This is a genomic window from Bradyrhizobium sp. CCBAU 11430 (assembly GCF_028128855.1).
GTDB lineage: Bacteria > Pseudomonadota > Alphaproteobacteria > Rhizobiales > Xanthobacteraceae > Bradyrhizobium > Bradyrhizobium ottawaense.
This window is the reverse complement of the sequence record NZ_LBJV01000055.1, coordinates 92810-110898: the sequence shown is the minus strand read 5'-3', so window position 1 is coordinate 110898 and position 18089 is coordinate 92810. Positions and strand designations below refer to the sequence as shown.

Here is an 18089-nt window from a genome sequence, read left to right as displayed (position 1 = left end):
AGCGATTCTCCGAAAGTCGCGCGGTTCCTCGCAGGCGAAGTCAGTTGTGACAGCCGCGAAGCCAGTGACTATACTCTAGACTCGGCGCTTCGGAGTGCAGGCACGGCATTCGCGAGCGGAGGGCTTGTGCCTGCTCGATCGAGGGCTCGCGTCATCTACTTGGGGGGGCCGGCTTGAGCAATTCCACTGAGCGGCCAACGTACGAACGCCTGGCTGACTTCATTCGACAGAACCAGGCTCCGATCGTGAAGGAATGGACGGAGTTCGCTCGAACTCTATCACCGGCCAGCGACCGGATGACGAAGTTGGCTCTGGAAGATCATATCGTCGATCTTCTCGGGTTCGTGGCGGACGACCTCGAAACCGCACAAACCCCGCGGGAGCAATTTGATAAATCGCGAGGCGACGGCACGAATGATAGCGCCTTTTCTCAAAGCGCGGCTGAACTCCATGCCGCTCTGCGTCTGGCCGACGGCTTTGACATCGATCAGATGGTGTCGGAATACAGGGCGCTTCGCGCAAGCGTGGTCAAGCAATGGGTTGCCCACCATCGGAGCCTTGCGGACACCGATATCGAGGACTTGACGCGGTTCAACGAAGCGATCGATCAGGCCGTGACCGAGTCGGTTGCCCACTATACGAAGACGATAAACGACTCGCGCAACCTGTTTCTGGGCGTCCTCGGCCACGACCTGCGCAATCCTCTCGGTGCCGTTTCAATGGGCGCTCAGTGGATGGAGCGATCTGGGACAACCGACGCAAAGCAGGCCAGGGTAGTTTCCGAGATCAGGCTGGCGGCCGGGCGGGCGACACAAATTCTGAACGATCTGCTCGATCTCACCCGCTCGTCCTTCGGCACTCAAATCCCCGTCACAAAGACCAACAACGACGTTGCGGCTTTGTGTCAGGAAATCGCGGATGAGTTTCGCGCCGTCAACCCAGATCGGAAACTTGAGGTCACGAAGGAGGGCGATCCGTTGGTTTCCTGCGACCCCGCCCGCCTTGGACAGGTGCTGTCCAACCTGATGGGCAACGCAGTCCATTATGGCGACGCAGCGTCGCCCATCACGGTGACTGTCGCAGGTAACGATCCCGATGCTATGACCATCGAAGTGCACAATCTCGGAACCTCGATCCCGCTTGATGCGCAAAAATCAATCTTCCAATCCTGGACGCGAGGCCAGGAAGTCGGTGACCCGTCGGAGCACAGTACCCACCTTGGCCTTGGCCTCCACATCGCGAAATTGATCGTCGAAGCCCATGGCGGCGAGATCTCTGTGGTATCCAGCGAACAAACAGGCACGCGCTTTTCAATCCGACTGCCGCGCAAATGACCAGTCATGCTTCCTTATGGAAAGGGCTTGCGGCGTCGACGCGCTAACCTTGCGGCGATGATCGGGCAAGGCCGCTGGACGCACATTGCCGAGCGAGGCGAGTGCTGCGGTCATTCGGCGGAAGTCGTGGCGGCGCACGGCGAAACCTCTCGCTAACCGTTAGCCGCATTGGGTCCGCCAGAAAGACTGATCAGAAAAGAAGCGGCCATTCGGAACGCCGGCTGCTGCGATGGCTTAAAGGCGTGACTGCGGGATATCCCGGCCGGTGACGTCTCCTGCATTAGAAAGGACTAATATGCCAGAGCAAAGCTCTCCTCGTGGCAGTTGCGTCTTGGTCGTCGAGGATGAACCAATGCTCCTCTTGATGGCGAACGACCTCGTCGAGGATGCGGGACTGCATCCGCTGCTTGCCGGCAATGCCGATGAGGCCATCAGAATACTCGAAGCCCGACAGGATGTCTGCGTTGTCTTCACAGATGTCAGGATGCCTGGTTCGATGGACGGCGTTGGGCTCGCGGAAGCCGTTCGCGAAAGATGGCCACCGATCAGGCTCCTGATCGTCTCGGGCCATCTCGTCAAAGGTTCTGAGCTGCCCGATGGGGCAAGGTTCTTCCACAAGCCGTACCCGTCGGAGGCGATCATCTCGGCGCTCCGAGAGCTTGCTGCCTGACCGTGAAGAGCGTTGCTTGTCCGGCGCAACAGGTTGCTGAAGGGGCCTTTGGCGCCGCTATGATCAGTATTGACCAGCGCGTCGGACCGTAACTTGCTACTGTCATTGCATCACCGCGCGGCCCTCGGCATCTGTCGGTGACGAGAACGCTGTCGCGCTCCCGCCTTCCCTGGGAAAAGGAGCACGCTATGCAGCGACGCCGTCTCAAGCAGACCACCTCCTTTGAAGAACGCCTTGCCGAACACGGGCGAGTCCTTCGTCAAAAGGCAAAGTCGCTCCCGCCAGGTATCGAGCGGGAACACACAATCCGCAAAGCTCGGCAGGCGGAGACCGGGGCTCAAATCAGCGAATGGCTGTCCACACCCGGATTACCGGCTCCGGAATGAAGGAACGGGAGGGCATCCGGGACGTTCCGCCATATGACCGAGCACAGAAAGCAGCCTGATATTTGGCGGCATCCTGCTGGCGAGCCCTCGCGCTTGCGCACGATATTTGCCGTTCAGTCCCGGTCGTTCGCCTCTTCCTTGATCTCAGGGGGCGTGTGGCCAAGTTCAATTTTTTGAGCCAGTTGGGCACGCTCCTTGTCCGCCGGCTGGTCTTCTCCGCGTACGCGCATGATGCCGTGGCCTGATGGTTTGGTCATGGTGACCTCCTGCTGGACCAAGCCTAGCTTAGCCACAACGTTCCAAATAGGGGGATTGCCCCGACGCCGCGGGTGGGACGGTCGCGTCATCTGGTTGCTTCCGCAATTGGCCGTCGCCGTTATGACGACCTCGCTCTGAACCGTCGCCTCAGCCACTTCCACTTCAGCTCAATCCATCGCAACATGGCGAGGAGAGGCTTTTGCAGGACCGGCATGTCCTGCGCGATGAGAAGAAGCCCAAGGGGGAGCATCCAGAGACCGAAGAGGGGCAAGAAGCTGAAGACGCCCCCGAGAATTAATATCCCCGCGACAATGACACGGATCCAGAATTTGGATGGCTCTCGCAGCCAGCGAATGAAAGTCCCCACTTTCGTGGGCACTCGACGCTCGATCAATGCGAAGTATCTGTTCAGCCCCACTATGACGGAAGCCATGCCAATTCCGATTCGCGCGAGTGTTAAAGCACCGCATCACAAAAATGCTGCTTGGGGAGCCAAACCGACTGGGGGCGGAGTGTTCCTCCGTCCTGGTTGCGCACAGAGGAAAAGGCGGCGAGGTCGCTTGGACATGCAGACCCCAGTGAGGTGCTCTCAACTCGGTGCCCTTGCTTGAGGCGGGGGACGACACGTCACAGGCATCGAGAGATGCCCCATCAAACAAAAGCCGCCGGGCGTTACACCGAACGGCTTTTCTTCGCGGCTCCCAGTCTCCTGGTTCTGCCGCCAGATTCAAACCGTCTTCTCACCCTTTGTTCCCTTCGAGAGTGCGGCTGTCAGCAGATCGGCGGACGGCGCGTGTGCTTGACCCGTAAGGGGCCACTGCCAGCTCCCCTTGTGTTGCAGTAACGCGGGCTCTCCCTCACCACGGCCACTTGCGGAACGAACAAGCAATAGCCATATGGTAATTATCGAGTTTCGGCCGAACGACTTGGCCTCGCCGCTTTCAGCGCGCCTGACTGACGACCTCCCTCCAGATCTCGCTTAGCTTGCTGCGCGCTCGAGCGCGGCTCCGAACATCTATCCCAAAGGAAGATCACCCATGAATACGGGAACTGTGAAGTGGTTTAACGGCCAAAAAGGCTTCGGCTTCATTCAACCAGACCAAGGAAGCCAAGACGTCTTCGTTCATATCAGCGCGGTTGAACGCGCCGGCATGAGCGGTCTCGATGAAGGACAAAAGGTGTCCTTCGACGTCGTTGCTGACCGCCGGACCGGCAAGTCCGCAGCAGAGAATCTGCGCGTCGCGTAAGCGCGCATAGGATGCCATGCTGCTTTGACCACGGATGTACTGGCAGGGCCCCTGGCTTCGCAAACCCGCGACCGGTTTAACGGCCGCGGGGTTGTTTTTTAGAACGCAAAGAAGATGGCCCTTCGCGCTATGCCGGTTTCCTTCCGCGCTCGTCGCCGTCGGAAATCCAGCTTGAACGAAAAAGTGGCATTTTCCGCCGGCGTTCTCATATAAAATGAATGACAAACTGGCAAAAATCGACAACGCGGCGACGAAGGCTGAACTCCGTCAGATGCTGACAGATGCGGTTCGTAATACCGGAGCGGACTTGCGACCAAAGCCCGTCGTAAGACGTGAGGGCAATGGGCAGCGGCTTGCGCCGATTAGGCCTTGGATAGTCATCGTAGACCGATGGTTCTAAATTTCGGTTGGCGCAGCCAACTGTTTTTCGTGAATTGTGATTCCGAGCAACGGCTCGCGGTGAGCGGCAGCGTGGCGCCTGCGTTAGATAGTTCGCTGTGTCCAGCGGCCGTCTTCGATTGCGCCCCCACTGCATGTCTCCGAGTGCGCCGGCTTTCGCTCCGTAGCGAAGACAACTCGTCACCGTTTGCTCGACGATGCGGCTCTTTGCCGAGCAAGGCCCTTTCCGCTCCGATGAGCATCCTCGGAGAGTTGATTTCTCAGCCCAATAAGGTTCGGGCGGTTGTCACGGCGTCATAAATTTCGATCCGGAGCATCGGGTAGGTCGATTTAAGTGCGCGACCCGACGACTCGGCGGCTTCCGCGGTATCAAACCTTGACTTGAAGTGCCCGTCGACAACGATCGCAAATCCTTCCATCGGCAGTCTATCAGCGCGTGGTGCTCTCGGCTCGGGCTCTTCAGATGAGTGAACAGGCATTTTCATATGAACTCCCATTGTGCAGCGAAAGCATGGCAGGCGGCGCCTCAAAGACCGACAGCATGCCAGCAAAAGAACCTAATCGCGGCATCAGGCGCTGGCAGCCAAGTTGTGTCTCGGAGCGCAGGCAGAGGCGGGACAAGCTTGCCCTCGCCACGTTCTGACAGGAACAACTCTCTCATCGTGGGATTGTCATATTGGTCTATGGCGCGATACCTGACCCCTCAGCTTGCGTCATCCACCCGGGATGGCTCATCGTCGGACGCGCGTCTTGCGATGAGCCGGTTCTCGGAAGGTGCCTGAGTTGGTCTTTCAGGTTCATTCCGCGACCGCTACGAAGAGGGCAAAGTCGCGGGCCTATTCGGCGGGCTTCTCTTTGTGCCGAGACGGAGTGCCCCGATTTTCGTCAGTCTGCTCCGCGTCACCGGGCGTTTTTCCCGCCATATTTCCCGGATTGTAATGGTACTTACCTTTCGGATTTTCACCGGGCTGCTTCTCATCCGGGTTTTTGTTGTTTGCCATCGATCCAGTCGCTTTCTCGGTAAGAGTAACAATGTTGAACAAGACCAACGTCGACATGTTCCATGCCATCATTTATTGCCTTCAGCGCTGGGCTGATCAGTCGGAGTAATCTTGCACCGGCGAGAGCGACAACGAGGCGCTCCAAGTTGCGTTTGGAACGAAGACTCGGCGGCGACCGTTGAGGATGAGCCTGCAACATTTCTCAATTTGCCTGAGTCATCGTGCATGCCACCTGAGGTACTGCACATGGCATCCCCGCGAACACGCTCCCTCTCGCTCCGGTCCGACTACACCACGGCCTTGCGGCGACATCCCGCGCTTATGGCATTTGCTGGGGCGGCTTCCCTTCTCGGCGCCATAGCGATCGTAAATGGGCGAGTCGCCAAGAAAGCGGAACGCGATAACCCGCCTCGTGGGCAGTTCCTGGAGATCGATGGCGTCCGACTGCACTACGTGGAACGTGGCAATGGGCGTCCGCTTGTGCTCCTGCACGGCAACGGCAGCATGATCCAGGATTTTGAATCAAGCGGCCTGATCGATCTCGCGGCCAACAGGTTTCGGGTGATCGTATTCGACCGCCCCGGATTTGGACACAGCTCGCGGCCACGAAACGTGATCTGGACCCCGGAAGCACAGGCAGACCTGTTCAGAAAGGCACTTGATCGTCTGAGCGTTCAGCGGGCGATCGTGCTTGGACATTCATGGGGTGCGGCGGTCGCTCTTGCGTTGGCGACAAGACATTCGTCATTTGTCGAAGCCTTGGTGCTGGCGTCGGGATACTATTTTCCAACCGTTCGTGCTGACGCGGCGGCATCTTCGATGTCAGCGATACCCGGCATCGGCGATGCCATCAGTCACACCATCTCGCCGATCGTCAGCCGCCTCTTGTGGCCTTCCATGTTGCGCAAGATGTTCGGTCCGCGGCCAGTCCCTGACAAGTTCGTCGGCTTCCCCAAGGAATTGGCGTTGCGACCGTCACAGATGCGTGCCAGCGCGGCGGAGGCAACGTTGATGATCCCCGCCGCATTTGCCTCGTCCAAGACCTACGACCAACTTAGGATGCCCATCATCATCATCGCCGGCGATGATGATCGCCTCATCGACATCAACAAGCAATCGGTCAGACTTCACGGCGAAGTCACTCACAGCAAGCTGCACCGCGTCGCTGGGGCAGGGCACATGATCCAACAGTCTGCCACGGCTCGGTTGCTGGCGGCCATCGATGAAGCCGCTGCCGAGACCGAGATTGGCGGGAATGCGCCGCATCGGTTCGCGAGCGCCTAGGAACGCTCCGGCGGGGCCACGTGTTCTCCTTATTCTTCAGTTGGCGAAGAGGCCCGCCGCGGCCGAACCGTCCAGCCGGACCGACTGCTTATCCGGCTAGAGGCTCCTGCAGCCGCATCGCGCCCTTCCGACCGGTGCGAAGCTGACTCAGCGGGTTGGGGCAGGCCCCTGGATCGGGATGGAGAAAAGCGTCGTGGTCTCGCTGTCAAAGTTGCCGCATGAGCCCCCCTGGTCCCCAGGGCAGAATGTCGGCGTACCGGAACCGGTTGCCTCGCCACCGCAGGCGGCCGACGATATCGAAATGCCGCTGCCGTCCAGCCCGCAGACGTTCTTTCTCGGTAGTCTGCTAACACTGGCCGTGCTCGCAGCCATCCATGTGGCAAGCTCGATCATATTGCCCGTGGTGCTCGCCTTCGTGCTGCAGCTCATTCTGCACCCCGTCGTGCATCTGCTTGAGCGTATAGGTCTTCCGCGTGCCATAGGAGCACTCTTGGCGATCCTGGTGGTCGTCGGAGCGCTCGTGGGCTTCGTGGCAGCCTTGTCGCTACCGGCAGCGTCTTGGGCGGAGAAATTGCCGGAGGGCCTGCCTCGCCTCGAAACTCATCTGGTCGTTCTAAAGCGCCCGATCGAAGCGCTGCAGAAAGTCATCCAGCAGGCCGAGCACGTCGCTGACGCTCCCGAGAAAAAGGGAGCCACGGTTTCGGTCCGCAGCGATCTCGGCCTGACCGGCGCGCTCTTCGCTGGAACGCGGGCTGTCATCGACGGCCTGTTCACCACGGTTCTGGTGCTCTACTTTCTCCTGGTCGCAGGCGACGTTTTTCTGCGACGTATCGTCGAGGTCCTCCCAAGTTTTCGCGACAAGAGGCAGGCGGTGGACATCTCCCAGCAGATCGAAGCGGACATATCTGCCTATCTGCTCACAATCACTACCATGAACGCTGCGGTGGGAGCTGCAACGGCGGTTGCGATGTATTTCTGCGGGCTTGGAGACCCCTTGTTGTGGGGAGCCGCGGCCTTCCTGCTCAACTACGTTCCGATTCTGGGCCCACTGTTAGGCACCGTCATCTTCCTCCTGGCCGGAATGTTGAGCTTCGACAGCTTGTGGTGGGCCTTGCTGCCGCCGGCCCTCTACTTCTGCATCCACCTCGCCGAAGGCGAAACCCTGACACCCATGTTGCTTGCCCGACGCTTCACGCTGAACCCGGTGCTGGTCATCCTGTCGCTGGTGTTCTGGTTCTGGATGTGGGGCGTGCCTGGCGCGATCCTGGCTGTTCCGATGCTGGCCATCCTCAAGATCGTCAGCGATCGCGTGCGTCCGCTAAGAGCTTTGGGGCACGTCCTCGAAGGCTAGTCCGGTGTCGCTCTTGGGAGAAGATTGAGGACCGCGCCGTCGGAAGGCGGCCAGCATGCAGGTTACGCCAGCGGCATTGAGAAACTAAAGCGGGTCTCCGCGGGTGTCGATGCGACGGTCAATGCGCCCCCATGCGCCTTTGCGATCTGAGAGGCGATGTACAGCCCAAGTCCAAGCCCTTGCTTGCTCGCACGGGCCTTGCCGCGGAAGAACGGTTCGAACAGCTTGTCCATCACCGTTTGCGGAATAGCCTCACCGGCATTGGCGACCCAGAGCTCGAACAATCCATTTCGCGTCTCGGCGTGAACGGTGATGGGCTTGTTGGCCGTGCCATGCGTCACGGCGTTGCCGAGTAGGTTGGAAAGGAGCTGGCCGATGCGGATGCGATCGCAGTTTACCGGCCCGTCGACGGCAAACTCGAATTCGATGACGCGACCGGGCGAAGCCAGCCTCAGTTCGTCGATCACCTGGGCAAGGACGGGCTCCAGCGGTCCTTTCGCATCGTATTCCAGGGTAATGCCGCCGCCCAGACGACCGCGTGCAAAGTCGAGGACGTTGTCGATCATCGAGGCCATGCGCATGACCGTCGTCTGCATCATGGCGACGATCTGCTGCTCCTTCTCATTCTGCACGGTACGGCCGAGAAGTCTCGCGCCGGCGCTGATGGAGGCGAGAGGATTGCGAAGATCGTGACCAAGTACGGCGATGAACTGTTCCCGCAGTTCGGAGGTTTCGTGCTCGAGCAGCAGCACTTCTTGCGTCGCCCTTTCGGCAGCAATGGCCAATTCTCGGCCGGCGAGGAGCTCCTGTTCGTAGCGCCGTCGGTCGGTCGCCTTGATCAACGCAAGACGGATCAGCAGCAGCTTTCCATCCGCATCGCGGCGCTCGTTCGCGTTGGCGATCATGTGGAGCGGCTCACCGGCAGCGGTCACCATGTCGATAGCGAATTCGTTGAAGAAGCCCTGCATCCGCAGCAGCGGCGCGATATGAGTTTCGTAGTAGATGCGGCCTGGCATGGTCAGGAAATCGGTGAAACGCTTGCCGACCATCTGGTCTGCCGGGTGCCCGCTCCACGCCAGCAAGGTCGGGTTGACATGCTCAATGCGGCCGTTCGGGTGCAGGGTGACGTACCCGCACGGGGCGTTGTTGACCATGTCCTCGAAGTCTGGACCGGAGACGCTCACGAGACGAAGGCTCGAATCGCCGCGATGACCTCGTCGGGCGCACTGAGGTTCGGGCAATGCCCGGTCGCGTTCAGGACGATCATTCGACCGCCGGGGATACTACGGGCAACGAACTCGCCGACCTCCTGGGAGGCGATGATGTCTTCGCTGCATTGGAGGACGAGGGTCGGAACGGAGACCTCCGCGAGATCCTTACGGTTGTCGGAGGTGAAAGTCACTCGGGCGAACGCTTTGGCAATATCGGGATCCGTGCGGCAGAAGCTGTTCGTGAGCTCCTGACCGAGATCCGGCCGGTCGGAATTGCCCATGATCATAGGTGCCATCTGCGCCGACCAACCCATGTGGTTGGATTCGAGAAATTCGAGCAATTCATCGATCTGCTTGGCACTGAACCCGCCGACATATCCTTCGTCGTCGATGTAGCGGGCTGAAGGGCCGATGAGCACGAGCTTGCCGAACGTGCCTGGCGCTTGTCGCGCGGCCAGCACGCCGATCATGCTGCTGACGGAATGTCCGACGAAGACGGAATCCTTCAAACCAAGTTCGGTGCCGATTTCGACCACGTCGTCGGCGTAACCCGACAAGGTCGAATACTTGGCCCTGTCGTAGGCCGACAGATCGGATCCGCCGGCGCCGACGTGGTCGAACACAACGGTCATGAAGTCCTTTTCGAACGCCGGAGCCACGAACCGCCACATGTTCTGATCGCACCCGAAGCCGTGGGCGAAGACCATCGCCCTGTCGCCCGCGCCACGAACCTGGACGTTATTCCGTTCGATTACATTTGCCATCCGACCCCTTTGAATCATGCATCATTCTTGCAAGCTTTCCGCAGTTGCCGGGGCGCAGTCCGGTTTGCGAGCCCCAGAGGGGAAACGGACCTGTTTGGACGTTCGAGCTCTCAGCGGGATACCCCGGTGCGCTCCCGGGATCAGAAAGGCCATGAGGAACGTGTCTTGCCTTGCAATGTTTGACTTTGCTGGCTGGAGACAGCCGGTTCACCGCGTGCGTCTGGCAAGGCTTCGCAAGGAAGACGCGATTTGCCGCCGCTGATTCCGGTCAGGTCCCGGCGGGAGCGTCCGAGCAAATCGGAGCATCTGATGGCGCAATTGAACAAGTTGCGAGATGCTGTAGCCGATTTGTTTGTCTGTTCGCTTGCGCAGAAGTGACCGCATGACATCAACCATGGATAGGCGGCGTGCTGGCTCTCCTTCACTGAAGAGCTACGGAAGCCATAATGGAACCTGGCTTGATGCCCCCCCCCCGCTGGTCAATATTGCTCAACTTGCAAGTAATTGTCCTGAACCCATCTAGGACAGCCGGGAGCGTACGCTTCGGTCACAGCGTTCAGGATCCTAGGTCAGCCTGTGAAATGCCGGCGGCAGTGTCTCTCGAACCAGTTCACTTAGATTCAAAGTCTCGCCACTTTCGGCGATGTCAGAGAACAGAACCTCGACGAAGGGATGTTGGCGGTTGAACGCGATACCTCGCTCGTATTTCGCGCGCACAATCCGTTGCAGTGCGGGCAGGTTCAGTCTTCCGAGCGCGTTGTATTGACCTCGGAAAAGACTTTGGCGTCCTCCGCGATGCTCGACAGATTCCGCCCAGATGTCCATCACTTTCCGACTCATGAACGCCTCGACCTGTTTGTTGTCGTCCCGCGCAATGAGCCGGAGCCCGTCCATGGTGTGCGGTCCGTCATCGATCCGAAGTTGCGCAAGTGACATGGCATCCTCCTATTGTCGACCACTGTTCATATCTGCAGCTGGTGCCACTCTCCTGCCGGCTGGCACGATCAGAGACACAGGATAGGATATGGGTATGGGAGGGTCGAATAACGAGGGATGCAAAGCAGACTCAGTAAAGAGTCGTGTCGCTGCTGCCTTCTACAATAATCCCGTCAACCTCTCCATGGTGAGCTATATTGACCAGCGCGTCGCGCCGCCGGGCTTCTATGCTCCACCTTAAGATCGTGCCGCGCACAGGGCCAGCGCCTCCTCGTCTGAGATGACCGAAAACGCCCGCTGATGGGCGCACAGTGAGCCGCGCCGCTTGGAAAGTGGCTCTTCCCTAGAATTGCGAACAATCAAGGAGTAAAGTCTGCCCAACGGGTCCGCTCCCGCAAGTTCCAGCCGGCAAGAAGCGGCTGTTCGTCGCTTGGTCGAGAAAGTCGTTCGCTTGGCAATCGATCGAAGCGGGCAAGTCTCGTCGATCCAAGGGAGTCCACGCGTGGCGAAGTCGACCAAGGACATGTTCGACCCCCAGAAATTTCTCGCCAGGGTGGGCACCGGCAAAGCCATTCTGACGTTTCGCAAGAACCAGCTTGTGTTTCAGCAAGGCGACCCTGCTGACTCAGTGTTCTACATTCAAAGCGGCAAGGTCAAGCTGACGGTCGTTTCGGAGCAGGGCAAAGAAGCAGTCGTCGCCATTCTCGAGCCCGGTCAGTTCTTCGGCGAGGGGTGCATGAATGGTCACCCTCTGCGGATGTCGACGACAGCGGCGATGGAAGATTGCGTCATCACATCGATAACCAGAGAATCGATGATGTCGGCTATTCGTGACGAGCCGAAATTCTCCCAGCTGTTCATTTCGTATCTCTTGACCCGAAATAGCCGGATCGAGGAGGACCTGATCGACCAGCTATTCAATTCCAGCGAACGGCGGCTTGCTCGTCTGCTGTTGCTCCTCGCCAATTTCGGCAAGGAAGGCAGTCCGCAGCCGATCAGCGCGAGCATCAATCAGGAGACATTGGCTGAAATGATCGGAACGACACGATCGCGGGTCAGCTATTTCATGAACAAGTTTCGAAGATTGGGGCTCATCAGCTATAACGGCCACATCGAAGTCCACAACTCGTTGTTGAGTGCGGTGTTGCACGAGAAGCCTGTGCTGAGAGAGCGCGACTAGAGGGACCGTCCCAAGCGACGGCCCCAGAGCGTGGGGGCGCAATGAGGCCGTCATTTCCTCGGATGCTTTGGGGGGCGTTTGCATCCGGTCGTGCTTACCAAGTTGCGCCACCGACATTCGTTCCGGCAGAGGCCCAACTCGGTTTCGTACTGACAAATCCCGTCGCAAGTCAGCGATCATTTCTCCAAGCGATTCAGGGTCCAGACTCGCTGTATCCTGTGCTCAGGAAGAAGGGATCTCGTCGGTCCACACTTTGAAGCTGACCAAGGTGTTGGGGCCAAACGTCTGGGTAATCGGCACGTCGGCAGCGTCACGTCCTTGAGAAATCAGCACACGTCCAATCCGGGGGACGTTGTTGCGTGGATCGAATGTGTACCAACGCCCGCCGATATAGGCTTCGAACCATCCCGCGAAGTCCCCTGGGGCATAAGGGGGAGGCATACCAATGTCGCCGAGATAGCCGGTGCAGTATCTGGCGGGAATGTTCATGCAGCGACAGAACGTGACGGCCAGATGCGCGAAGTCCCGGCACACGCCCTTGCGCTCGTTGAAGACGTCCCGGGCCGTCTTGGTTGCATGCGCGTGCTCATAGCCGAATTCAATGTGATTGTGAACGAAATCACAGATCGCCTGAACACGGGCCCATCCGGGCGAGACCTTCTCGAAGAGTTTCCACGCGACATCGGACAGCTGGTCGGTTTCGCAATAGCGGCTGCCGAGCAGATACACGATCGTCTCTGCCGGCAAGTCCTCGACCGCGTGTTGGGTAGCCGAGGGCACAACGACGTCCGGCAAGCCCGTGTCGCGAACGATCCCGTCAGCCGCCAGGCGCATTCGACCCGCTGGCGCAACGATGCGGCTGCACCAGTTACCGAAGCCGTCACGATAGGGGACGATCGCAACCGAGGGCGTGGTGGTCAGATAATCGGGGACGATAACGTCCGATGCCCGGGAAAAATGAACGCCCAGGACCATGATCATGGGCGTGGGCTGCGGAAAGTCGTAGATCATCTCATAGCCGACCCGGATCTTCACGCGGCGTCCTCCAAAGTCGACAAATTCCCGCGGCTGCTAATCGTGAGCATGGCTCGTCGACACAGCGCAGCACTGCAAAAGTGCCAACGCGTTAGTAGTTGCCGTGTTCCTGTCCGTTCATTGAGCAACTCTATGACAGAGCTGACGTCGTTTTGACGTTCACGTCCACGTCCATTCCAAGCTCATCCTCGCGAGTTCCCCAATAACTGCCAAACAGGGGAACAGCTTGGCTCGGGACCCTGGCCACCGCCACGCGGATCAGATCTCGGTTTCCGACGATCCCATTGGTCGGATCGAACTCGACCCAGCCGGAGCCGGGGACGTAAATCTGACACCAGGCATGAGTGGCTCCCCCGCCCAGCCAGGCTGGACCATCGCGATCCGGTACGTAGATATAGCCGGTGATAAAGCGTGCGGCGAAACCTAGGCTTCGCGCGGCTTCAATCATCAAGACGGCAAAGTCCCGACAGCTGCCCTTCCTGCGTTCAAGTGTCGTGGAGGGACTTTGCGTTCCTGGCGCCGTGCGGCGGTCATATGCAAAGCCATCCGAGATTGCTTCATTGAGGGTCATCAGGACCTGGCCCGTACGGCGTCTGGTCCCGCGCACGAGAAACGTATCCAGCCACCGGCCGAGATGATCTTCCGGGTGCGAGAACCATCTTTGAACATAGGGTGCCAGGTCCGGCGCCTCATCATCCTGATACGCAAATGGATGGTCCTTCGCGTGGGCCTCAATTCTGAAGTCGGGCGCATTCTCCGGCGTGTGGTCGACCTTGATGATACACTCGAATCGCAAGTAGTCGCTGTCACAGGCAAATTCGACCTGCGCAACACAATTCCCGAAGACGTCGTGCAGCCACCTCACCTCCGAGGGCGCGGGCGTCACATCGAGCGAGAAATCAATCAGTCGCTGGTCGAAACTGTCGCGCGGGCGCGCCATCAGTTGATGTCGGCCCAGCCTGACCGCACGCCGGTACCGATATGTTGTGACATGCCGGACGAGGAAGATCGCCATAATGTTGCCGATCGACGAGAGGTGAGGGCTAGTTAGGATGGCCGCTTGACGCGGATGGTCGGGCGATGTTGGGCGCCTCAGGCGTGGCCAATCATCGTGCGAATCCCAGCTATGATCTGCCAGGCTTGGAGCGGCTTACCGTAGAATCTGCTGCGGGGGGGAAGATCGATGCTGGGCGGGTTCAATTGCTCGGACATCAGGATGATATCGATCGCCGGCCACCGTTTACGCACGGTACGCGCGAGGCCCATGCCGTCCATGCTGCCCGGCAGCTGGATGTCGGCGCAAACGAGCGCGATGTCGGATCTGGAGCTCAGGATTGCGAGGGCTTCGTCGGTATCCCGCGCTTCCAACGGCGTGTAGCCGGCGTCTTCCACCATGCCAACTGCGCGCATGCGGAGCACCATCTCGTCTTCTACGACGAGAACGATGGCTGGACTGCGTGACGGACCGAACGTCATCGGTAACTCTCCGCAATGCGGGTGCGAGTTGATCCTAGGTATCTCGTCCCCCGATGGCTGCCTCGCTGGGGTATCCCTCGTGCTGCTGAAATGTTCCATCATGCAGAGACTTTTGGCGCTGGCGGCGCGGGCCCGCGCAGGCGAGCAACTACCACTGAATGAGCACCGCACCAGCGATCACAAGCGCGAAGAAGATCGGCAGCAGGACCGGCGGTACCAGCCACTCGCGGAGTCCGAATTTGGAGATGTTCGACATATTGACCGCCTCTTGGTCGCGGCGGGAGCACGATGCTCTCAGTCACCGATAACAGCCGTGAACTCGCGGTGATATTCGAGATATAATGCCCATCGGCGGAATAACGAGGTCAAGCAGAACTATTTGCTGTGACAGGGGCGAGCAGAGTTGTAGTTCGCTTTCAACGTAGCCACTTAAGGGTTGGCGTAATCGCCTTAACGCTCTTTCCCCCTCGCCATGCTTGGCCGTTGCGAGCGTCGATGCAGATTGGCCATCGACCGGCGCAAAATCGGATAAGTCGGCAAGGAAGTCTCCTTCACCGACAACTGATCGGCCCCGACCATATGATCGAGTTTCCAAACCATAGCCGTTCATACGACCGCACGCGGCGTGCCGTACGATTCTGGGGACACGACAGCGCTATCGAGGCATCGTTTTTCATCGACGAAGATGCGCTGAAGCGAATTCAACCAGATGCCGGTTACGATGAAACGGGCTTTCTCCGCGTGTTCGATTGCAATCGCGACTTGATATGCGCCGCCGCTGCCAAGGTGTACGTCCGCGGCAGTAGGGGCTCTTACGATTTGGTCGCCGGTAATTTTTGAACCGATTGCGCTTTGTGAGGGCTTCGTCTCATCCGAAACTGCTCAACGCTTGCCGAAACGTCGGCCCTTCAATCTGAAAAGATGTCAGGCGGCGCGTCGATCGACGTTGGTCCTGATCAGCTTGGCCACGCGCCATCGTTCTGGCGGGCCATCTGCTCAATTCCCTTGTTCGGAATGGCGAAAAATCGCCGCGATTGTTTGTTCTCCCGATACCAACAAAATGCCACCAAACGGACGGAGGCGGTGAATTTTTGCGTGTGTTTTCAACGCGATCGAGGGCTGCCGACACAGGAATACAACAATATGATGCACTGTATTTACTGGCAAAAATAAAACTGCAGGCTGCCTCGGCAGCAGGCACCGCTCATCGCGTTCCGGTCTCCAAAATCGCCCCCGACCGGAATCGAACCCGGTTCTGACTCGAAGTCCCAGCGGGGACTCGACCTAACGTAACGCGAGGTTAAGGGCGGGCCTATGTCGCGTGCACGCGAAACCGGTATCGATAACGCGGGATCGCGCGACGCTGATCCGCGATCTGCTGGGCGTCCAATGACGAGAGCGTCCTAATGTCCGAAAACACTGAACAAGGCGCTGCGGACCATGGACTGCGATAATGCCCCGGCGGCGACCACCGCGCGCACGCGTCCGCTCGACCGCGTCGACCTGCTGAGCGAGTAGGTCGCGTTCGACGACGATGTAGTCGGAAGCCCAGCTCGCCCATAGTACGGAGAAAAAGAGCGCCACTGCGCGACGAGGTGGTACGGCGCCAGCTTTGGGACAATAAGAACCAGGCATCTGTAACCGTGCGGCCTAGCGGGCCGAACGGTGCGTTTAATACAACATAAAGTTGATCGCCTTGATAGCCTGAGCGACGATGCGCCCGCCGTTTCGCTACGCAGACGGCGGCCTAGCTCGCCCTCGTTTCGAGCCTCGGCAGCGAAGCGTGATATTCATCCACGCTGTCGAGGTCGATCATGGTCTTGCCCCCCATCTTGTAGGCCCTGATCCTCTCGTGGGCGATCAGCTCGTAGGCCTTAGTCTTTCCGAATTTGCCATAGCGGCAACCGTCCTTGAACTCGACGAGTCGGCGCCGCTCGTTGTTATCATTGTCAACCATGGTTCCTGCACGTGCTCCGATGATCCCGGCCAGAATCGGATCGAGCGCCGTTGAGCGAGATGGGCATTTCCATGGCGCGACCTTGGTGTCGATGCGGGCCTCCTAGGAAGGCGCTGGATTTGTGGTAGCTGACGAGGTTGCTGTTGACTTGTTTCGACGCCATCTGCGCGTTGCTCAACTGTCCGGGATGCGTTGATCCATATCGCCTACGGTGCCAAACAAAAGGCCGGTCCGTCCGATTTGTACGCTACGGCGCGCAGCGGTTAGCGGCGGGATCACCAGTCCGGCACGTCGATCGATTACGAAGGACGCATCAGCAAACGAGGCGACGTCGCCGTACGCGAGGCGCTTTGCGAGGCGGCCGCAAGCCTGCTGCTGCGGGTCAGGAATGATCGGCACTGCGGGCATGGGGCCTGCGGATCGCCAAACGGTCGAGCATGCTGTGCGCGATCACCGCGGTGGCACGGAAGCTGGCAAGCATTCTGCACCGGATGTGGGTTAGCGAGACCGACTTCCACGTCGGGTTTGGCGAAGATCACGCAGCGGCTGCGGTTGAAACCGGCGCAGTAGTCGCGGTGCAGGTGACGACAGATTAGCGCTGGGCTACCGCGGTCATGAAGCTCAGCGCCGCGATCGGACCGACGCCGGGAATCTGCATGAAGCGCCGGCACAGGACGCGGCTCGATCGGGAGATCCGGCTGGCGGCAGATGAGACCGGCTCGATCGATCTTCGCCCAGAGAACCCCGGCCAGTCCGATCCCGAGATCCGGCGCCTGATGGTCGGTCGCCTTCAACATTTGGAGAAGATGGGCCTCGCCGCATCCGCCGCATCGGGGGAATGGATGGTTGGGCTCGAGGCCGAGCGCAGCTTGCGCGATCTCGGCATGCGCGGCGACATCATCAAGACCATGCACACCCGTATTCGGTGCCTTGTCGACGCGCGCGCAGAGCACATCGGTGGTCCGGGCGAAGGCGTCCGACAATGCGGCGCAGAGGGATTTCAGCACAGGAGTAGTGACGTCGCTCGGGAACAGCAGGGTGTGCACCAAGGTCGCACAGCCGATGCCGAGCAGGATCTCCTCGACACGCGACAGCGCGGTCACAAATACCATCGCCGGAACGTTGACGCTCGAGAACGCGATTGTCGTCGCGGTGTAGCCTGCCAGCAGGAAAGCATAGCTGCGCGGCGTGCGATCCTGCAAGGAGATATAGAGGCAGAGTCCGGCCCATGCGGTAACGGCAACCGACAATAACGCGGGTTGATCGACCAGGATCGGGACCAGCGCCAGCGCCACGCAGGCGCCCAGCAATGTCCCGACAAAGCGGTAGACGGCGCGTGACCGAACCGCGCCGGCGAACGGCTGTGCGGTCAGATAGACCGTGAGCATCGCCCAATACGGCCGCTCCAATCCGAGCCGGAAGGCAAAATAGATCGCGAGCATTGCCGCGATGAAGGAGTTCGAAGAGAACAGCGCCCATTTCGGATCGAGCCGGCCGGGCGCTGCTGTTGCGAGAAGCCGAGACAGAAATGGTGAAGGCATGATGTGATCGTCCGTGAAGCACGGAGACCATAGGCGTTGCTGCGTCGAGAGAATTTCGT

At 59.4% G+C, this 18089-nt stretch carries 19 protein-coding genes and 2 pseudogenes; 10 read left to right on the top strand and 11 right to left on the bottom strand.

What is annotated here, in order from left to right:
* The first annotated feature begins 173 nt into the window (after positions 1 to 173).
* The 3 genes from XI04_RS16685 (at position 174) to XI04_RS16675 (ending at position 2390) form a co-directional block, all read left to right on the top strand.
* Positions 174 to 1334, top strand: coding sequence for a sensor histidine kinase (locus XI04_RS16685; RefSeq protein WP_028140621.1), 1161 nt, complete (start codon positions 174 to 176; stop codon positions 1332 to 1334).
* 331 nt (positions 1335 to 1665) lie between these two features.
* On the top strand, positions 1666 to 2004 hold the full coding sequence (locus XI04_RS16680; RefSeq protein WP_256379480.1) for a response regulator: 339 nt from the start codon (positions 1666 to 1668) through the stop codon (positions 2002 to 2004).
* Positions 2005 to 2192: 188 nt separating this feature from the next.
* Positions 2193 to 2390 carry a hypothetical protein gene (locus XI04_RS16675; protein ID WP_080670088.1) on the top strand — a complete coding sequence of 66 codons (198 nt, stop codon included), beginning with the start codon at positions 2193 to 2195 and terminating at the stop codon, positions 2388 to 2390.
* Between the two features lie 113 nt (positions 2391 to 2503).
* Here the strand turns inward: XI04_RS16675 and XI04_RS16670 are convergent, their stop codons facing one another.
* Positions 2504 to 2647 (bottom strand): hypothetical protein, encoded by a 144-nt coding sequence (locus XI04_RS16670; protein WP_240536492.1) that lies wholly within the window; start codon positions 2645 to 2647, stop codon positions 2504 to 2506.
* 1038 nt (positions 2648 to 3685) lie between these two features.
* Here XI04_RS16670 and XI04_RS16660 point away from each other — a divergent pair.
* Positions 3686 to 3895: a cold-shock protein gene (locus tag XI04_RS16660; protein WP_014493181.1), complete on the top strand. Its 210-nt coding sequence runs from the start codon at positions 3686 to 3688 to the stop codon at positions 3893 to 3895.
* A 659-nt stretch (positions 3896 to 4554) separates the two neighbouring features.
* Here XI04_RS16660 and XI04_RS16655 read toward each other — a convergent pair.
* Positions 4555 to 4779, bottom strand: a complete 225-nt coding sequence (locus tag XI04_RS16655; protein ID WP_028149231.1) for a hypothetical protein — start codon at positions 4777 to 4779, stop codon at positions 4555 to 4557.
* A gap of 351 nt (positions 4780 to 5130) precedes the next feature.
* Positions 5131 to 5367 carry a hypothetical protein gene (locus tag XI04_RS16650; protein ID WP_049810602.1) on the bottom strand — a complete coding sequence of 79 codons (237 nt, stop codon included), beginning with the start codon at positions 5365 to 5367 and terminating at the stop codon, positions 5131 to 5133.
* A 174-nt stretch (positions 5368 to 5541) separates the two neighbouring features.
* Here XI04_RS16650 and XI04_RS16645 point away from each other — a divergent pair, with 174 nt between their 5' ends.
* The gene (locus XI04_RS16645; protein ID WP_028149230.1) at positions 5542 to 6579 is read left to right on the top strand and encodes an alpha/beta fold hydrolase; all 1038 of its coding nucleotides are present in this window, start codon (positions 5542 to 5544) and stop codon (positions 6577 to 6579) included.
* A 178-nt stretch (positions 6580 to 6757) separates the two neighbouring features.
* The gene (locus tag XI04_RS16640; protein ID WP_038944704.1) at positions 6758 to 7930 is read left to right on the top strand and encodes an AI-2E family transporter; all 1173 of its coding nucleotides are present in this window, start codon (positions 6758 to 6760) and stop codon (positions 7928 to 7930) included.
* A gap of 62 nt (positions 7931 to 7992) precedes the next feature.
* Here the strand turns inward: XI04_RS16640 and XI04_RS16635 are convergent, their stop codons facing one another.
* The 3 genes from XI04_RS16635 to XI04_RS16625 form a co-directional block, all read right to left on the bottom strand.
* Positions 7993 to 9114 carry a PAS domain-containing sensor histidine kinase gene (locus XI04_RS16635; protein ID WP_018642503.1) on the bottom strand — a complete coding sequence of 374 codons (1122 nt, stop codon included), beginning with the start codon at positions 9112 to 9114 and terminating at the stop codon, positions 7993 to 7995.
* Positions 9111 to 9905 (bottom strand): alpha/beta fold hydrolase, encoded by a 795-nt coding sequence (locus XI04_RS16630; RefSeq protein ID WP_271609585.1) that lies wholly within the window; start codon positions 9903 to 9905, stop codon positions 9111 to 9113. The genes XI04_RS16635 and XI04_RS16630 overlap by 4 nt, the downstream gene beginning before the upstream one ends.
* Before the next feature lie 564 nt (positions 9906 to 10469).
* Positions 10470 to 10841, bottom strand: a complete 372-nt coding sequence (locus XI04_RS16625; RefSeq protein ID WP_028149229.1) for a hypothetical protein — start codon at positions 10839 to 10841, stop codon at positions 10470 to 10472.
* A 502-nt stretch (positions 10842 to 11343) separates the two neighbouring features.
* On the opposite strand from XI04_RS16625, the gene XI04_RS16620 reads away from it, so the two are divergent.
* Positions 11344 to 12021 carry a Crp/Fnr family transcriptional regulator gene (locus XI04_RS16620; protein ID WP_028140612.1) on the top strand — a complete coding sequence of 226 codons (678 nt, stop codon included), beginning with the start codon at positions 11344 to 11346 and terminating at the stop codon, positions 12019 to 12021.
* A gap of 222 nt (positions 12022 to 12243) precedes the next feature.
* Here the strand turns inward: XI04_RS16620 and XI04_RS16615 are convergent, their stop codons facing one another.
* From XI04_RS16615 to XI04_RS16605, 3 genes are all read right to left on the bottom strand, one after another.
* Complete coding sequence (locus XI04_RS16615) at positions 12244 to 13056, bottom strand: transglutaminase-like domain-containing protein (protein WP_028140611.1); 813 nt, start codon at positions 13054 to 13056, stop codon at positions 12244 to 12246.
* Positions 13057 to 13186: 130 nt separating this feature from the next.
* The gene (locus XI04_RS16610; RefSeq protein WP_028140610.1) at positions 13187 to 14071 is read right to left on the bottom strand and encodes a transglutaminase family protein; all 885 of its coding nucleotides are present in this window, start codon (positions 14069 to 14071) and stop codon (positions 13187 to 13189) included.
* A gap of 77 nt (positions 14072 to 14148) precedes the next feature.
* Positions 14149 to 14532 carry a response regulator gene (locus XI04_RS16605; protein WP_028140609.1) on the bottom strand — a complete coding sequence of 128 codons (384 nt, stop codon included), beginning with the start codon at positions 14530 to 14532 and terminating at the stop codon, positions 14149 to 14151.
* A 495-nt stretch (positions 14533 to 15027) separates the two neighbouring features.
* On the opposite strand from XI04_RS16605, the gene XI04_RS16600 reads away from it, so the two are divergent.
* The gene (locus XI04_RS16600) at positions 15028 to 15372 is read left to right on the top strand and encodes a DUF1488 domain-containing protein (protein WP_049801955.1); all 345 of its coding nucleotides are present in this window, start codon (positions 15028 to 15030) and stop codon (positions 15370 to 15372) included.
* A gap of 907 nt (positions 15373 to 16279) precedes the next feature.
* Here the strand turns inward: XI04_RS16600 and XI04_RS16595 are convergent.
* The gene (locus XI04_RS16595; protein WP_028149227.1) at positions 16280 to 16489 is read right to left on the bottom strand and encodes a helix-turn-helix domain-containing protein; all 210 of its coding nucleotides are present in this window, start codon (positions 16487 to 16489) and stop codon (positions 16280 to 16282) included.
* Positions 16490 to 16783: 294 nt separating this feature from the next.
* Here XI04_RS16595 and XI04_RS16590 point away from each other — a divergent pair, with 294 nt between their 5' ends.
* Together XI04_RS16590 and XI04_RS16585 are read left to right on the top strand one after the other, a co-directional pair.
* Positions 16784 to 17059 carry a hypothetical protein gene (locus tag XI04_RS16590; protein ID WP_085968048.1) on the top strand — a complete coding sequence of 92 codons (276 nt, stop codon included), beginning with the start codon at positions 16784 to 16786 and terminating at the stop codon, positions 17057 to 17059.
* Positions 17060 to 17163: 104 nt separating this feature from the next.
* Positions 17164 to 17403, top strand: a pseudogene (locus XI04_RS16585) (DUF3363 domain-containing protein); the annotation flags it as partial.
* A gap of 69 nt (positions 17404 to 17472) precedes the next feature.
* Here the strand turns inward: XI04_RS16585 and XI04_RS16580 are convergent.
* Positions 17473 to 17931, bottom strand: a pseudogene (locus XI04_RS16580) (FUSC family protein); the annotation flags it as partial.
* Between the last annotated feature and the right edge of the window lie 158 nt (positions 17932 to 18089).